Below are 16230 nucleotides of genomic sequence, written 5' to 3'. Positions count from 1 at the left end.
CGTCCGTGGGGTAGGTCGGACGCGGGCGGCCGTCGCCCGGCTCCTGGCCGGGGGCAGCCGTCTGCCGCACGGCGGTCCGCGGGTCCGGGACCGCGCCGTGCGCGTCGTCGGGCGCGGCCGCGCCCGGGGCGGCGGCAGAGGTGGCCGCCTGCCGCCTGTTGTGGGAGGTGGGGTGCTCCGTCACGCGTGGGTTTCCATCCGTCCGGGGCCGTGCGCCCGCGTCTCGTGGGCGCACCGAGTGTCAGGCACGTCGTCGGCAGTTCAGATAGAGCTGGATCTCGGGTGGTACGTCCGTGCTGGCCGGGGCGTACGCGTGCGAGTCCTCCCCGGCGATCTCGAAGCCCGCATCGCGGACGACCTGGCGCAGCTCGTCCCGCAGATAACCGGATACCCGGACCGAGTTGCCGAGGAACGGAATGGGGAAGTCGTCGATGTCCGCCTCCACCATGCCAAGCCCCAGCAGCCCCCCGGGTCTGAGGGTGGCGTGCAGGGTCCGCAGTGCGTACGGGATCTCCGGGCGGGGCAGCAGCAGCAGCGAGAAGTAGGCGGCGATGCCGTCGAAGGGGCCGAGCTCCCGGCTGCCTCCGGGGCCGTACCGGCCGCCCACCCGCAGATCGACGATGTCCACATGGTGGAAGGTGGCCTCCGGAACGTTGTCCCGGGCCAGCTTGAGCATCCCCGGGGAGATGTCGATCCCGACCACCTCGTGCCCCGCGTCGACCAGCTGACGGGCCGTGGGCAGGCCCGTACCGCAGCCGACGTCGAGCACCCGGGAGCCGGGCGGAAGCGTTTCGGCCAGCCAGCGGCCGGCGTCGAGCTGGCCCTCCTTGTGCGGAAAGGCGTCGTCGTAGCGGTCGCCGATGTGGTCGAAGGCTTCCGCCTGACCGCTGCGGTCCAGCGCGAGGCGGTCGAAGTCCTCGTAGCCCTCGTAACCGTCCCCGTGCTCGTCCTCACCGCTCACGACTCCGCCCCCTCCTGTGACAGCACGTCAGATCTTGCGCGTCGCCCGTGACTTGCGTCGGCGTCTGGTGTCCCGCATGGGCAGTGTTCCGGACGACGATCCTACGTTTGAAACACTGGGACACGACAAGAGGTTCATGACCTCGAGTGTGCCGAGGTGTGCTTCTTGTCCGTACGGCCCCAGTCCGCCGGAAGGGCGGGCACGGACCACGCGGGGTCGGGCCGCCAGTTCTCCCACCCGTCCCGGAAGGGCGCTCCCCAGGACTCGATGGTCGCCGCGGCCGCCCGGCCCGCGGCCCGGACCCGCTCCGCCTGCTCGGGACCCATCAGCCCGGCCCGCTGCGCCTGCGCGAACTCGTCCTCGTCCTTCCATTCCCAGCTGCGGTCGGCGTAGACCGCGATGTCCAGGAAGTGGTCCTCGGAGTCCACTCCGCGGTCCCAGCGGACCAGCGGCTCCTCCAGGTTCACGTACCAGTTCCGGAACCGCCAGCCGTGGTCCCAGAACAGCCACACCGACCACGGCTCGCCGGGCCGGGCCAGCTTCAGCACACCGGTGCCGAACCACTGGGACCGCGCGGTGGTGCGCGGCTTGGTGTACCGGGTGGGCAGCGGCTCGTGGTGCACCGAGGTGCCGTCGGTGAGCTGCGGCTTGACGCAGACGGTGCCGGGCGCGAGCCAGACGGCGAGCAGCTCCGCGGTGTCCTCGACGACGGTCACGGGACGGCAGATGTGGATGAGGTCGGAGGCGTTGGCCCGATAGCGCCACAGAATGTGGTCGCCCGGTGTCCACCGGGCGGTGTCCGCCGTCCCCGTCGTCTCCACGATGTCCGCTGTCATGAGCAGATCTTAGGTGCGCGCGGGCCGCGATGCCGTGACCTATGACGCAACCGGGGGCCAACGCCCGGCTAAGGATGTGTCATGCCCAGGACGTCCAGGGCCTCGTCCAGCTGGTCCAGTGTCAACAGCCCGCGCTCCACATAGCCGGACTCCAGCACCACCTCGCGGATCGTCTTGCGCTCCGCCAGCGACCGCTTGGCCACCTTCGCCGCCTCCTCGTAGCCGAGGTAGCGGTTGAGTGGGGTGACGACGGACGGCGAGGACTCCGCATACTCCCGGGCCCGCTCGGCGTTGGCGGTGATCCCGTCGACCGTGCGGTCCGCGAGCAGCCGGGAGACGTTGGTCAGCAGCCGGATCGACTCCAGCAGATTCTTGGCGATCACCGGGAGCATCACATTGAGCTCGAAGTTCCCGGCGGCTCCTGCCGTGGCGACGGTGGTGTCATTGCCGGTGACCTGCGCCGCGACCATCAGCGTGGCCTCGGGGATCACCGGGTTGACCTTCCCCGGCATGATCGACGAGCCGGGCTGGAGGTCGGGCAGCGCGATCTCGGCGAGCCCGGTGCGCGGGCCCGACGCCATCCAGCGCAGATCGTTGGCGATCTTGGTGAGGCCGACCGCGATGGTCCGCAGCTGCCCGGACGTCTCGACCAGCCCGTCCCGCGCGCCCTGCGCCTCGAAGTGGTCCCGGGCCTCGGTCAGCGGCAGTCCGGTGGTGCGGGCCAGCTCGGCGATGACGGCGGCGGCGAACCCGGGCGGGGTGTTGATCCCGGTGCCCACCGCCGTGCCGCCCAACGGCAGCTCGGCCAGCCGGGGGAGCGAGGCGCGCAGCCGCTCGATCCCGTACCGCACCTGGGCCGCGTAGCCGCCGAACTCCTGACCGAGGGTCACCGGAGTGGCGTCCATCAGATGGGTCCGCCCCGCCTTGACCACCTCGGCGAACTCGGCGGCCTTGCGCTCCAGCGCCTGCGCCAGATGGGCCAGGGCCGGGATCAGGTCGCCGGTGACGGCCGCGGTGGCCGCGATGTGGATGGAGGAGGGGAAGACGTCGTTGGAGGACTGGCTGGCGTTGACGTGGTCGTTGGGGTGCACCGGGCGGCCCAGGCGCTCGCTCGCCAGGGTGGCCAGCACCTCGTTGGTGTTCATGTTGGACGAGGTGCCGGAGCCGGTCTGGAAGACGTCCACCGGGAAGTGGTCGTCCCAGCGGCCCTCGGCGACCTCGGCCGCCGCCTCCGAGATCGCCGCCGCGATGTCCTTGTCCACCACGCCCAGCTCGGCGTTGACCAGGGCGGCCGCGCCCTTGATCCGGGCCAGCGCCTGGATGTGCGCCCGCTCCAGCCGCTGCCCGCTGACGGGGAAGTTCTCCACCGCCCGCTGGGTCTGGGCGCGCCACTTGGCGTGTGCGGGCACCCTGACCTCTCCCATCGAGTCGTGCTCGATGCGGTAGCCCTCCCGGGGGCCGTCGTCGCGGTGGCTCTCGTCGCGGTGGCTCTCGTTGGTCATGGGGACACCTCCGTCCAGCACAGCGTCTTCACGTCACGCCGTGTTCCCGCGCCCGCCGAGCCGAACGGGTGAGCCCGGTCACCGTACGGCCTCGGGCGCCCTCGGGGTGTCCACCTCGCCGGTGCGCTTGAGCTTCTGCCACGGCAGCAGGGCGCCGGTGGCCGCGGTGACGCAGGAGTGCAGCAGCACCAGATACATCAGCTGGCGGTAGGCGATCTGCTGCAGCGGCAGTACCGCCAGCGCCCGGTAGTTCTCCCGGTCCAGCCGGAACGCGTACGCCGCGCCCAGCAGCTGCACCAGCAGCAGCGCGGCCCAGGCCAGCAGCGAGCGCACCGGGTCCAGGAAGATCACCCCGTAGAGGGTGAAGAGGTCGATCAGCGGCGCGCACAGCGGGGTGAGGATCTGGAAGAGCACCACCAGCGGCATCCCCACCCGCCCGAACCGCCCCGAGGGCCCCCGGTCGATCAGTGAGCGGCGGTGCTTCCACAGCGCCTGCATGGTGCCGTAGGACCAGCGGTAGCGCTGCTTCCACAGCTGGCCGAGGGAGCTGGGCGCCTCGGTCCAGGCGCGGGCGTGCTCCTGGTAGACCACCCGCCACCCGGCCCGGTGCAGGGCGATGGTGATGTCGGTGTCCTCGGCCAGGGTGTCCGCGCTCATGCCCCCGGCCTCCAGCAGCGCCCGGCGGCGGAAGGCGCCGATCGCGCCAGGGATGGTGGGCATGCAGCGCAGCAGGTCGTACATCCGCCGGTCGAGGTTGAAGCCCATCACGTACTCGATGTGCTGCCAGGCGCCGATCAGCTTCCCCCGGTTGCCGACCTTGGCGTTGCCCGCCACCGCGCCCACCCGCGAGTCGGCGAACGGGCGCACCAGCTCCCGGACGGTGGTGGGCTCGAAGACGGTGTCGCCGTCCATCATCACGATCAGCTCATGGCTCGCATGGGCGATGCCCCGGTTGAGGGCCGCGGGCTTGCCCGCGTTGACCTGGCGCAGCACCCGCACGTTGGGCAGGCCCATCGCCTCGGCGATATCGGCGGTGCCGTCGGTGGAGCCGTCGTCCACGACCAGGATCTCGATGGGGTGGGTGGAGGCGGACAGCGACTTCAGGGTGTTGGCGATGCACTCCTTCTCGTTGTACGCGGGCACGATCACGCTCACCGGATCGGTGACCTCCTGCACCCGGCTCCAGCGCCGCCGCTCCCGGGAGCGCCGGTGCCACCAGGCGAGGACCACCATCAGCAGCAGCCGCCCGATCACCGAGAAGCCCACCAGCCCCAGCAGCCCCATCAGGAACGGCAGCGCGCTGTGGCTGACCGCGGCGGCCCAGATCAGCGCCCGGCCCTCCCAGACCGCCAGGGTGCGCGCCGGGTGGTTGGCGCTCTGGGCGCCGAGCGCGCCGGTCACCGTGGTGAAGGAGTAGCCCTTCTTCTTCATCCGCTCGATGTACAGCGACAGGGCCTTCACGGTGCGGGCTCGGTTGCCGCCCGCGTCGTGGAAGAGCACCGACGCGCCCTTCCTGCCCTCGGGGGTGGCGTTCTGGACGATCTCCTTCACCGGGGGCCGCTGCCAGTCCTCGCTGTCGGTGTCCACGAAGGCGCTGATGTAGCCCTTGGAGCCGATGTGCTGCTGCACCGGCCAGGTGCGGTCGTCCAGCGCGCGGACCTTGGAGGCGTACGGCGCGCGGAAGAGTGAGCTGGTGATGGATGCCGCACCGGCCAGGGCCAGCTGGGACTGGGCCAGTTCGCGGTCCATGCGCTCCTTGTCCTGGTACGACAGGTCGACGTGGGAGAAGGTGTGCACCCCGACCTCATGCCCCGCGGTCCGCATCCGGCGGACCAGCTCCGGATGGCGGATCACCATCTGGCCCAGCACGAAGAAGGTCCCCCGCACCTTGTGGCGGCGCAGCACGTCGAGGATCTCCGGGGTCCAGCGCGGATCCGGGCCGTCGTCAAAGGTCAGCGCGATGGTCTTGGACGGGATGACGTGCTCGGTGGCCTTTCCCCGGTGGTCGAAGGTGATCACCGGGCCGCCCTTGCGCAGCCGGTCGGGGACGGTGCGCGAGGCGTGTGAGCGGTACACCCGAGCGTCGTTGCCGACCTCGGCGTGCAGATAGCCGTCCAGCAGCAGGGTGCACACCAGCGCGAGCAGGGTCGCGAGGGCGAGCACCATCCGGGTACGGGTGCGGAGCTCGCGCAGCTTGACGGTACGGAGTCGGCTTCTGAGCCAGTGGGTGGGGCTGAGCTTGCTCGTGGGCCAGCGGGTGGGCCCGAGCCTGTTCCTGGGCCAGCGGGTGGGCCCGAGCCTGCCCGTGAGCCTGAGCCTGCTCCTGAGCCTGCCCGTGGGCCTGAGCTTGCCGATGAGCTTGAGCCTGCCCGTGCGCCCGGGTCCGCCCGTGCGGCGTGCGGTGCGGCGGCCGGAGCCGGAGCCGGTCAGCCGGAACACCGTACGGGGCGCGCCGTCCTGACGGGGCGCGGGGAGCCGGCGGCGCGGCCGCGGCAGCCTCGGCGGTCTGCCGCCGCTCACGACGTCTCGTCCTCGGCCTCGGGGCCGCCGTTGGCGGTGCCCGGCCTGTCGGCCGGGATGCCGCCTCCGGCGGGCTCTCTGGGGAGCTTGGGCGTGCCGGTCTGCGGGGGCTTGTCGGAGTGGGGCCTCTGGGGGGACGTGGTGTGGCCGGGCCGCGTGGTGTGGCCGGGGGCCTTGGCGGGCGGCTCGGTACCGGCGGGGTGCTGCTTCGGCGGGGTGTGCGACGCGCCCGTGGGCCGCTTGGCGGGCGGGTGGGCGGCCGGATGTGACGGCGTGTGACCGGCCTTGCGGTGCTTGGCGGGCCGGTGCCCCGCGGCGGACTCGCGGCCGCCGGGGCGGTGGTACGCGGGGGAGTACTGCGGCACCGCGCGGTGGGCCTTGGGCGGGTCGGCCCGCGGAGGCGCGGGCCGGGGCCGGGTGGTGATGGGGGGCAGGGCGACGGGCTCCCGGGCGTCCCGGTGCTCCGGGCGCCCCGAGGCGTTCCGCTCGCGCTGGTGCTGACGGTGGGTCGGTCCGTACTCGTCGTCCCCGTACTCGTCCTCGTACTCATCCCCGTAGCCGTACGCGTGCGCGTCACGCCGCTCTCGCGGCTCGGAGGGCCCCGAACGCCCCTCGGGGGTGTGCTTCGGGTCCCGGCCGAACGCCTCGGTGGAGACGGGGTGCCCGGGGATCAGCGTCTGCGGCGCGAACGGCGTACCGCCCGCGTAGCCCAACCCCAGGACCGCCGAATAGCCGAGGCAGGCGGCTCCCGCGACGACGCCCACATGTCGTACCAGTCGGCCACGGCGCCCGGACAGGTCCACGAACACGGGCCCCTTCCGGGCCACGTCAGCGCGGAGGGGACGCGAAGGCGCGCGCTCGGCCACATCTGACTGAGGATCCATACGGAAGAGGCTAATGCAGAAAATACGACATGCGACATATAAGTCAAACATGCGGTGTGTCATAGTTCAGTAGGCTTCACCGAATATGCGAGGTTTGGCGGGGAGAACGGCACGGGCGGCAGAGGCCCCCGGCGCCTCGTACCGGACCGCAAGGAGGAGCCAGAGCCATGAGGGCCAGCCCCCGCATGAGCGGACTCGCCGTGGCCGGCGCGGTGGTCTGCGCCACCATCGCCGTATGGGCGGGACACCAGAAGCAGTCGCCCGAGCCGCACGCCGCGCCCTCACACCCCCGGGCGTCACAGCCCCCCGCGGCGCGCCCGCCCGCCGAGTTCGTGCCGTACGTCAACGCCTGGTCGGACTCGGGCTATGACATGGCCGCCGCGGCGGCGCGCGGGGTCAAGGAGTTCGCGCTGGGCTTCGTCGTCGCGGGCGACGGCTGCGCGCCGGTGTGGGACGGCGGCACCTCGCTGGAGGACCAGGCGCTGGAGGCCCGGATCGAGGGCGTCCGCCGGGCGGGCGGCGACGTGCGGATCTCCTTCGGCGGCGCCGAGGGCACCGAGCTCGCCACCGTCTGCACCGACGTCCCCGAACTCGCCTCCGCCTACGCCGAGGTGATCGAGCGTTACCAGGCCACCAGGATCGACTTCGACCTCGAGGGCGAGGCGCTCGCCGACGCCGAGGCCGCCGCCCGCCGCGCCCAGGCGCTCGCGCTCATCGAGCGCACCCACGAGGGCCTGAACATCTCCTTCACCCTGCCCGCCATGCCGGACGGGCTGACCTCGCGGAGCGTCGCCCAGTTGGAGGCCGCCAAACAGGAGGGGGTCATCCTCTCGGCCGTCAACATCATGGCCATGAACTACAGCGGCGACCACACCGGCGACATGGGCGACTACGCCATCCAGGCGGCCACCGCCAGCCAGGCCCGGCTCCGCGAGGTGTTCGGCATGTCCGACGCCGCCGCCTGGAAGGTCCTCACCGTGACGCCCATGATCGGGGTGAACGACGTCACCGGCGAGACCTTCACGCTGGAGGACGCGTCCGGTCTGGCGCGGTTCGCCGCGGAGAAGGGGATCGGACGGCTGTCGATGTGGTCGGCCGAACGGGACCGCCCGTGCACCCCGGAGATGACCCGGTCCGCCACCCCGACCGCCCCCACGGCCGGTGCCGCGACCCCCGAGCCGACCGCGAAGCCCATGCCCAACACCCGCTGCAGCGGCGTCACCCAGCGCCCCGGCGCCTTCGAGGCGGCGCTGAGGGGGTGACCGGGAGTGCGGCCGTTGGACCTGTGCGTCCGGCGGCGCCTTCCAGCCCATCCGGCGTGTGCGGACGACCACCGTCCAGCCCTGGACGGGGGGCCAGAGGGCGGAGCCCCCTGGCGGGGCCGAAGGGGCGGAGCCCTGGGGCGGGACGGGTAAGGGCGGCGGGGCGCATCCGTCCCCCGCCGCCCCGAAGGCGTTACGCCAGGCCCGGGCCCCGCACCGGGATGGTGGTGAACGTCGGCTGGGGCGCCGGATCTGTGAAGAAGTCGTTCCCCTTGTCGTCCACCACGATGAACGCCGGGAAGTCCTCGACCTCGATCCTCCAGACCGCCTCCATGCCCAGCTCCTCGTACTCGAGGACCTCGACCTTCTTGATGCAGTCCTGGGCCAGCCGCGCCGCCGGGCCGCCGATCGAGCCCAGGTAGAAGCCGCCGTGCGCGGCGCAGGCGTCGGTGACCTGCTTCGAGCGGTTGCCCTTGGCCAGCATGACCTTCGAGCCGCCCGCCGCCTGGAACTGCTCGACGTACGCGTCCATCCGGCCCGCCGTCGTCGGTCCGAAGGAGCCCGAGGCGTAGCCCTCGGGGGTCTTGGCCGGGCCCGCGTAGTAGACCGGGTGGTTCTTCAGGTACTCCGGCATCTCCTCGCCCGCGTCCAGCCGCTCCTTGATCTTCGCGTGGGCGATGTCCCGGGCGACCACCAGCGTGCCGGTCAGCGAGAGCCGGGTCTTGACCGGGTGCTTGGTCAGCTCGGCCAGCACCTCGTCCATCGGCCGGTCGAGGTCGATGGCGACCGCGTCCAGGTCCGGGCCCGCGCCCTTGACCAGCTCCTCGTCCGTCGTCTCCGGCAGGAAGCGCGCCGGGTCGGTCTCCAGCTGCTCCAGGAAGACGCCCTCCGGCGTGATCTTGGCGAGCGCCTGGCGGTCGGCGGAGCACGAGACCGCGATCGCGACCGGGCAGGAGGCGCCGTGCCGCGGCAGCCGCACGACCCGCACGTCATGGCAGAAGTACTTGCCGCCGAACTGCGCGCCGATCCCGATCTTCTGCGTCAGCTCGAAGACCTTCTCCTCCAGCTCCTTGTCGCGGAAGCCGTGCCCGGTCGGCGAGCCTGAAGTGGGCAGCTCGTCGAGGTAGTGCGCGGAGGCGTACTTCGCCGTCTTCAGCGCGTACTCGGCGCTGGTGCCGCCGACCACGATCGCCAGGTGGTACGGCGGGCAGGCGGCCGTGCCCAGCGAGCGGATCTTCTGCTCCAGGAACGTCATCATCGACGCCTCGTTCAGCACCGCCTTCGTCTCCTGGTAGAGGAAGGACTTGTTGGCCGAGCCGCCGCCCTTGGCCATGAAGAGGAACTTGTAGGCGCCGCCGTCGGTCGCGTACAGCTCGATCTGCGCGGGCAGGTTGGAGCCGGTGTTCTTCTCCTCCCACATGGTCAGCGGGGCCATCTGGGAGTAGCGCAGGTTGAGCTTGGTGTACGCGTCGTAGACACCGCGCGAGAGGGCCTCCTCGTCGCCCCCCTGCGTGAGCACGTTCTGCCCGCGCTTGCCCATGACGATCGCCGTGCCGGTGTCCTGGCACATCGGGAGCACCCCGGCCGCCGCGATGTTGGCGTTCTTCAGCAGGTCCAGCGCGACGAAGCGGTCGTTGGCGCTGGCCTCGGGGTCGTCGAGGATGCGGCGCAGCTGGGCGAGGTGGGCGGGGCGCAGATAGTGCGAGATGTCATGCATCGCCTCGGCGGCGAGCGTGCGCAGCGCCTCCGGCTCGACCTTCAGGAAGGTGCGCCCATCGGCCTCGAAGGTGCTCACGCCCTCGGAGGTCACCAGACGGTACGGCGTGGTGTCCTCTCCCAGGGGCAGCAGGTCCGAATAGGCAAACTCTGGCATCGCGGCCATTCCTCACTCGACGGGGCTTGGGCTGACTTCGTCGACAGCGCGTCCATAAGCGTAGAACGGGGCCGCGGAATGGAATCTGTGAGGTAGGGCTCAGTAGTAGGGGAAGGATCAGGGATCGTCCCCTAGTCGCGATCTATCGCGACTGGGTACGCTGAGCCCGTGGATGAGCAGCAGCCCGTGCCCTTGACCAAATCCGCCCCCGCACCCGCGCCCAGGGCCGCGTCGGCCCCGGCGTCCGCTTCTGCCGCGCCCGTGTCCGTCGCGCAGCTCCGCGCGTCCGACGCGGACCGCGACCGGATCGCGGACATCCTGCGGGAGGCCCTTGCCGAGGGGCGGCTCCAGCCGGAGGAGCACGCCGAGCGGATCGACGCGGTGTATCGCGCCAAGACCCTCGGCGAGCTGGAGCCCCTGGTGCGCGATCTGCCCGCCGCCCCCGCCCGCGGCGCCGCCTCGGCGTCCACGCGCGACGCGGAGTCGGAGTGGCCGCGCTCACTCCCCGAGTCGGAGAACCTGGTGGCGGTCTTCGGCGGTTCGACGCGCAAGGGCCGCTGGCGGGTCAGGCGCCGTACGAACGCCCTGGCGATCTTCGGCGGCGTCGAGATCGACCTGACCGAGGCGGTCTTCGAGCAGCAGGAGATCGTTATCCATGTCGTGGCCGCCTTCGGCGGGGTGGAGATCAAGGTCCCGGAGAACGTCTCGCTGCACGGTTCGGGCGCGGGCATCCTCGGCGGTTTCGACGTCACGACGTACGAGGCGCAGGACCCCGACGCGCCGGTGATCCATGTCACCGGGTTCGCCCTTTTCGGCGGTGTGGAGGCCAAGCCCAAGCGGGGCAAGCGGCTGAAGAACCTGCGAGCATAAGCCCTGAAGAAGGGGCGTGCACGGGGAAGTTCCGGGTGGGACAACGGTGTGCATAAGCGCGCGCACAGCGGGTAAGGCTTGGTGCATCGTCTCTCGTACGGCTGATGGGGGTGCTAACGGGGCCGTACACCTCGAGGCGGGCAAGGGTGACCACCGGAGCCGTCGTCAGGAGTAGACCGTGCTGCAATCGCATCAGCCCCTGCTGGAAGCCGCCGTGCCCCCGCAGCGCGTCCCCGCGCGGGATCAGGCCGGCCCCTGGCACTCGGAGGCGGTGTGCCGACGCGACGAGGCCGGGCTGTTCTTCGCTCCCTCCAAGGAGCCCACGGCTGCCAGGCTGTCGCGGGAGGAGGCCGCCAAGCGCGTCTGTGCGCGCTGCCCGGTCATGGTCGAGTGCCGGGAGCACGCACTGCTGCAGCCCGAGCCGTACGGAGTGTGGGGCGGGCTGACCGCGGCCGAGCGCCGGGTCGTGCTGGCCCGCCGTCGGCGCCGGGAGGCGGAGCTGCAGCGCGCGGTGCGGGTCGCCGCCGCCGGCTGAACTCTTCGGGACCTGGGCCGGGCGCCGCCGGGAGGCGGGACCCGGCCCTTGTCGTGCGGCGCCCGCGGTGGGTGCCGCCGCCTCGCTCAGCTGGGCCGTTCGAAGTCGACCGAGGCGTAGGCGCGCAGCTTGGCCAGCCGGTGGGTGGAGTCGATCTGCCGGATCGTCCCGGACTTGGACCGCATGACCAGTGACTGGGTGGTCGCGGTCTCCGCGCGGTACCGCACCCCGCGCAGCAGATCCCCGTCGGTGATGCCGGTCGCGACGAAGAACACGTTGTCGCCGCTGACCAGGTCGTCCGTCTCCAGGACCTGGTCGAGGTCGTGGCCCGCGTCGAGGGCCCGCTGCCGCTCCTCGTCGTCCTTGGGCCACAGCTTGGCCTGGATGGTGCCGCCCAGGCACTTGATCGCGCAGGCCGCGATGATGCCCTCCGGTGTGCCGCCGACGCCCAGCAGCAGATCCACGCCGGTGCTCTCGCGCGCGGCCATGATCGCGCCGGCCACATCGCCGTCGGAGATGAACTTGATCCGGGCGCCCGCCTCCCGGATCTCCTTGACGATGCCCTCGTGGCGGGGGCGGTCCAGGACCACCACGGTGACGTCCTCGGGGCTGGACTTCTTGGCCTTGGCGATCCGGCGGATGTTCACGCCGGGGGGCGCGGTGATGTCGACGAACTCGGCGGCGTCCGGGCCGGTGACCAGCTTGTCCATGTAGAAGACGGCCGACGGGTCGAACATGGTGCCGCGCTCGGCGACCGCGAGCACGGAGACGGCGTTGGCCATGCCCTTCGCGGTGAGCGTGGTGCCGTCCACCGGGTCCACGGCCACGTCGCACTCCGGGCCGGTGCCGTCGCCCACGCGCTCACCGTTGAAGAGCATCGGCGCCTCGTCCTTCTCCCCCTCTCCGATGACGACGACGCCGTTCATCGAGACGGTGTGCACGAGGGAGCGCATGGCCTTGACGGCGGCGCCGTCGGCGCCGTTCTTGTCGCCGCGGCCCACCCAGCGTCCGGAGGCCATGGCACCCGCCTCGGTGACCCGGACGAGCTCCAGGGCGAGGTTGCGATCGGGAGCCTCGGGGCTGACCTCGAGCTGGGACGGGAGATGATGCTCGGTCATCGGAGCGCACCTTTCTGTACGGCGACGGACCGTGAGGGTCCCTCCTCCCCGCAAGGGGGACCAGGAGGGTGAGGGTGTTCATGACTTTATCCGCTGATTGGCTAAGTGAGCAGATAGCCCCACGCATGAGCGCGGCCCTGTTGCGAGGTGCGGCGACCGGATGAGGGACGATAGGGGGCGTGGCAGGTATGCGTGGCAAAGAGACGGTCCGGGACATGGTGCTGTCGCTGGCGGCGATCGGCGTCGTCGCGGCGGCCATCTACCTCTTCGGTATCCCCCATGACGAGGGTCCCAAGGGCTCCGGGGTGAAGACGGTGAACTACCGCGTGGAGCTGGCCACGGCCCGCCGCGCCGCCCCGTACCCGGTGGCCGCCCCCGAGCCCGGGAGCCTGCCCAAGGGCTGGCGCGCGACCTCGGTGACCTACCGCCCGGCCGCCGCGGAGGACGGCGCGGTCTGGCACCTCGGCTTCCTCGACCAGGACGAGGAGTACCTCGCGGTCGAGCAGAGCGACGGCAAGCCCGTGCCGTTCGTGGAGGAGGTCACCCAGCAGGCGCGGGAGACGAAGCGGACGCAGCGGATCGACGGCAAGGAATGGGTCCGCTACGAGGGCGACAAGTACGACGCGCTGGTGCGCAAGGAGCCGGGCGTGACCACGGTGGTCACCGGGACGGCGTCGTTCGGGCAGCTGACGAGGATGGCCGAGGCGCTCACCGAGAAGAAGGGCTGAGCGAGACGCCTCCCGGCGAAGGCGGCCCGGGGCCCTTGGCCCGGACCGGCGGGCGGTCCGGGCCAAGGGCCCGTGGTTGATCAAGGTTGATCAAGCGATGATCGTGCGCGATCGAGCGCAGTCGAGGGTGATCAAGCGGTGCTTGTCCGCGATCACGGTCGAGCAGTCGATCAGACCGTGGTGATGACGTCGTCGTAGTCCAGGCGGGGGCCACGGGGGAACCAGGCGTCCTCGCCCGGCTTGCCGATGTTGATGACCATCAGCGGGGTGTGGTCCTCGTCCAGGAACTCCTTCTGCACCCCGGCCGGGTCGAAGCCGGTCATCGGGCCGGCGGCGAGACCGGCGGCGCGGATGCCCAGGATGAAGTAACCGGCCTGCAGCGAGGCATTGAGCGCCGCGGCCTGCTCACGGGCGGCACGCTCGGCGAAGAAGACGTCCTTGGCCTGCGGGAAGTGCGGGAAGAGCGCGGGCAGCTCCTCGTGGAACTCGTTGTCCGCGGCGAGGATCGCGACCAGCGGGGCGGTGGAGGTCTTGGGCTGGTTGCCCTCCGCCATGTGCTGGACCAGCCGCTCACGGGCCTCGGGCGAGCGGACCAGCACGATACGCAGCGGCGACTGGTTGAACGCGGTCGGCGCGTACTTGATCAGGTCGTAGATCGCCTGCACCTGCTCCTCGGTCACCGGCTCATCGGTGAAGGTGTTGGCAGTGCGGGCCTCGCGGAAGAGCAGGTCCTGGGCGGCGGAGTCGAGAACGAGTGCCATGGAAGAAACCTCTGCATAAGCGGGGATATCGCTGACGGGCTCCACTGTACGGGGCTTAGATTAATGTTCAACTAAAAAGTTGGGCGCGAGGTGGGCAAGGTGCTCTGAATCACAGTGCCAGGGCGCGAAGCCCGGCCCCGGAGGGGGCGCCGACCGGGACGATCCCGAGTCGGCCGCAGCCGATGCGCGCCACCGCCGCGCGAGCGGCGCGGGCGGTCGCGGCCGGTCGAGGGCGGCGGATCGAGTGCCGCCGGTGGACGGCGGGCAAGGCCGACACGGCGGCCGATCGACGCCCCGCAGGTCGGGTCCGGCCGATCGACGGCGGGCGGGGCCGATGGCGGCCGGTCGACGCCGAGCGTCGGTCGAGCGTNTCGGGTCCGGCCGATCGACGGCGGGCGGGGCCGATGGCGGCCGGTCGACGCCGAGCGTCGGTCGAGCGTGGCCGTTCGGCGGCCTGGGCTGCGCGGCGGCTGGTCGGGTCTCGGTGGGGGCTCTGCGTGTCCTTTGTGGACGGTTCGTCCGAGTGCGGTGGCCGATCGGCGGGGAGCGACGCCGGCGGTGGCTGGTCGGCGCCGAGTGCTGGTCGAGCGTGGCCGTTCGGCGGCTTGCGCTGTGCGGCGGCCGGTAAGCCCTCGGCGTGCGGGGCCGATGGCGGCTGGTCGGCGCCGAGTGCTGGTCGAGCGTGGCCGGTCGGTGGCCTGGGTTGAGCGGCGGCCGGTCGGGCCTCGGTGGGGGCTCTCCGCGTCGTCCTCGGCGTACGGGGCACCGCGACCGCCCACCGTTCGGCGGCGGGCGCCGGACGGTGGGCGGTCAGCCCTGCCCGGCGCTCTCCGCTTCCTCGGCGCCTTCGGCGCCCTTCGCGTCTTCGTCATCCGCCAGCGCCGCGTCCAGCCGGGCCCTCGCGCCCTCCAGCCAGTGGCGGCAGACCTTCGCCAGCTCCTCGCCGCGCTCCCACAGCGCGAGCGACTCCTCCAGGCTGGTGCCGCCCGCCTCCAGGCGGCGGACCACCTCGACCAGCTCGTCCCGCGCCTGCTCATAGCCGAGCGTGGTCTCCGCCCGCGCGCTCTGCCCGGCCTGCCCGGTCTGCCCAGCCGTCTGCCCGGTCTGCTCGTCCGTCTTCGCCATACCCCTCACCCTATTCAGCGGGTCCGACAGCGACCCGCACCCGGAACTCGCCCTCGGAGACCCGCGCCCGCAGCTCCTCGCCCTCCGCGACCTCCTCGGCCGCCCGCACCACCGAGCCGTCGGGGTGCTGGAGCACCGCATAGCCGCGGCGCAGCGTCGCGGCGGGGGAGAGCGCCACCACCCGCGCCTGGGTGTGGGTCAGCTCGGAGTCGGCCCGGTCCAGCAGATGGCCCAGGCAGCGGCGGGCGCGCTCCAGCACCGCCGTGATCCGCTCCTCGCGCTCGTCCACCATGCGGTGCGGCTCCCGCATGCACGGCCGGGCCAGCGCGGCGGCCAGCCCCCGCTCCTCCCGGTCCAGCAGCCCGTGCACACTGCGCAGCGCCCGCTCCCGCAGCTGCTGGACGCGCATCAGCTCCTCGCCCACATCCGGCACGATCTTCTTCGCCGCGTCCGTGGGCGTGGAGGCGCGCAGATCGGCGACCAGGTCGAGCAGCGGCGAGTCCGGCTCATGGCCGATCGCGGAGACCACCGGCGTACGGCACGCGGCCACCGCCCGGACCAGCTGCTCGTCCGAGAACGGCAGCAGGTCCTCCACGCTGCCGCCGCCGCGCGCCACCACGATCACGTCCACCTCCGGCAGCGCGTCGAGCTCCTTGACGGCCTCGATCACCTGCGGCACCGCGTGCACCCCCTGCACGGCCACATTGCGCACCTCGAAGCGGACGGCGGGCCAGCGCAGCCGCGCGTTCTCCAGCACATCGCGCTCGGCGGCCGAGGCGCGCCCGCAGACCAGCCCTATCAGCTGCGGCAGAAACGGCAGCGGCTTCTTGCGGTCGGCCGCGAACAGCCCCTCCGCCGCCAGCGCCTTCTTCAACTGCTCGAGCCGCGCGAGCAGTTCGCCCACGCCCACCGGGCGGATCTCGGCGGCCCGCAGGGACAGCTGGCCCCGCGGCGCGTACCACTCCGGCTTGGCGTGCACCACGACCCGCGCACCCTCGGTGACCGTGTCCGCGATCTTGTCGAAGACGGCGCGGAAGCAGGTGACGGTCAGCGAGATGTCGTAACTGGGGTCGCGCAGGGTCAGGAACACCACACCGGCGCCCGGGCGCCGGGACAGCTGGGTGATCTGCCCCTCGACCCAGACCGCGCCGAGCCGGTCGATCCAGCCCCCGATCAGCCGGGACACCTCGCCGACCGGGATCGGCGCCTCCGCGGACGTGTTGACAGCCATGACCGCGAGGGTATCGGCCACCAC

Annotated in this window: 14 protein-coding genes and 1 pseudogene; 4 read left to right on the top strand and 11 right to left on the bottom strand. The window is 71.9% G+C overall.

The genetic code is table 11. From position 1 onward, the window contains the following. The 6 genes and pseudogenes from IEJ02_RS28405 to IEJ02_RS28380 form a co-directional block, all read right to left on the bottom strand. Positions 1–184, bottom strand: a pseudogene (locus IEJ02_RS28405) (hypothetical protein); the annotation flags it as partial. A 57-nt stretch (positions 185–241) separates the two neighbouring features. Then, positions 242–961, bottom strand: a complete 720-nt coding sequence (locus IEJ02_RS28400) for a class I SAM-dependent methyltransferase (RefSeq protein ID WP_191067429.1) — start codon at positions 959–961, stop codon at positions 242–244. A gap of 134 nt (positions 962–1095) precedes the next feature. Further along, positions 1096–1797, bottom strand: a complete 702-nt coding sequence (gene fomD / locus IEJ02_RS28395) for a cytidylyl-2-hydroxypropylphosphonate hydrolase (RefSeq protein WP_191067428.1) — start codon at positions 1795–1797, stop codon at positions 1096–1098. Between the two features lie 68 nt (positions 1798–1865). Further along, the gene (locus IEJ02_RS28390) at positions 1866–3299 is read right to left on the bottom strand and encodes a class II fumarate hydratase (protein ID WP_191067427.1); all 1434 of its coding nucleotides are present in this window, start codon (positions 3297–3299) and stop codon (positions 1866–1868) included. Positions 3300–3377: 78 nt separating this feature from the next. Further along, the gene (locus IEJ02_RS28385; RefSeq protein ID WP_191067437.1) at positions 3378–5465 is read right to left on the bottom strand and encodes a bifunctional polysaccharide deacetylase/glycosyltransferase family 2 protein; all 2088 of its coding nucleotides are present in this window, start codon (positions 5463–5465) and stop codon (positions 3378–3380) included. 350 nt (positions 5466–5815) lie between these two features. Then, positions 5816–6703, bottom strand: a complete 888-nt coding sequence (locus tag IEJ02_RS28380; protein WP_191067426.1) for a hypothetical protein — start codon at positions 6701–6703, stop codon at positions 5816–5818. A gap of 167 nt (positions 6704–6870) precedes the next feature. On the opposite strand from IEJ02_RS28380, the gene IEJ02_RS28375 reads away from it, so the two are divergent. Continuing rightward, the gene (locus IEJ02_RS28375; protein WP_191067425.1) at positions 6871–7965 is read left to right on the top strand and encodes a chitinase; all 1095 of its coding nucleotides are present in this window, start codon (positions 6871–6873) and stop codon (positions 7963–7965) included. Positions 7966–8158: 193 nt separating this feature from the next. Here the strand turns inward: IEJ02_RS28375 and IEJ02_RS28370 are convergent, their stop codons facing one another. After that, entirely contained in the window at positions 8159–9847 is a 1689-nt protein-coding gene (locus IEJ02_RS28370; RefSeq protein ID WP_275561072.1) for a fumarate hydratase, read from the bottom strand. 159 nt (positions 9848–10006) lie between these two features. Here IEJ02_RS28370 and IEJ02_RS28365 point away from each other — a divergent pair, with 159 nt between their 5' ends. Further along, positions 10007–10708: a DUF1707 SHOCT-like domain-containing protein gene (locus IEJ02_RS28365; RefSeq protein ID WP_191067423.1), complete on the top strand. Its 702-nt coding sequence runs from the start codon at positions 10007–10009 to the stop codon at positions 10706–10708. A 178-nt stretch (positions 10709–10886) separates the two neighbouring features. After that, positions 10887–11243, top strand: a complete 357-nt coding sequence (locus tag IEJ02_RS28360) for a WhiB family transcriptional regulator (RefSeq protein WP_191067422.1) — start codon at positions 10887–10889, stop codon at positions 11241–11243. An 86-nt stretch (positions 11244–11329) separates the two neighbouring features. Here IEJ02_RS28360 and glpX read toward each other — a convergent pair whose 3' ends face one another. Then, positions 11330–12361, bottom strand: a complete 1032-nt coding sequence (glpX, locus tag IEJ02_RS28355; RefSeq protein ID WP_020868721.1) for a class II fructose-bisphosphatase — start codon at positions 12359–12361, stop codon at positions 11330–11332. A 188-nt stretch (positions 12362–12549) separates the two neighbouring features. On the opposite strand from glpX, the gene IEJ02_RS28350 reads away from it, so the two are divergent. After that, positions 12550–13089, top strand: a complete 540-nt coding sequence (locus IEJ02_RS28350) for a DUF4245 domain-containing protein (protein ID WP_137979364.1) — start codon at positions 12550–12552, stop codon at positions 13087–13089. A gap of 170 nt (positions 13090–13259) precedes the next feature. Here the strand turns inward: IEJ02_RS28350 and IEJ02_RS28345 are convergent, their stop codons facing one another. The 3 genes from IEJ02_RS28345 to xseA all read right to left on the bottom strand — a co-directional run bounded on the left by IEJ02_RS28345 (position 13260) and on the right by xseA (position 16206). After that, positions 13260–13850 (bottom strand): malonic semialdehyde reductase, encoded by a 591-nt coding sequence (locus IEJ02_RS28345; protein ID WP_137979365.1) that lies wholly within the window; start codon positions 13848–13850, stop codon positions 13260–13262. A gap of 810 nt (positions 13851–14660) precedes the next feature. After that, positions 14661–14975: an exodeoxyribonuclease VII small subunit gene (locus IEJ02_RS28340; protein WP_191067421.1), complete on the bottom strand. Its 315-nt coding sequence runs from the start codon at positions 14973–14975 to the stop codon at positions 14661–14663. 10 nt (positions 14976–14985) lie between these two features. Beyond that, entirely contained in the window at positions 14986–16206 is a 1221-nt protein-coding gene (xseA, locus tag IEJ02_RS28335) for an exodeoxyribonuclease VII large subunit (RefSeq protein WP_191067420.1), read from the bottom strand. Positions 16207–16230 lie beyond the last annotated feature (24 nt).

Origin of the sequence: Streptomyces sp. 5-10 (assembly GCF_014712245.1) — a bacterium.
Taxonomy (GTDB): Bacteria; Actinomycetota; Actinomycetes; order Streptomycetales; family Streptomycetaceae; genus Streptomyces; species Streptomyces violaceusniger.
The sequence above is the reverse complement of the archived record's forward strand: the minus strand, read 5'-3'. Positions and strand labels throughout refer to the sequence as shown.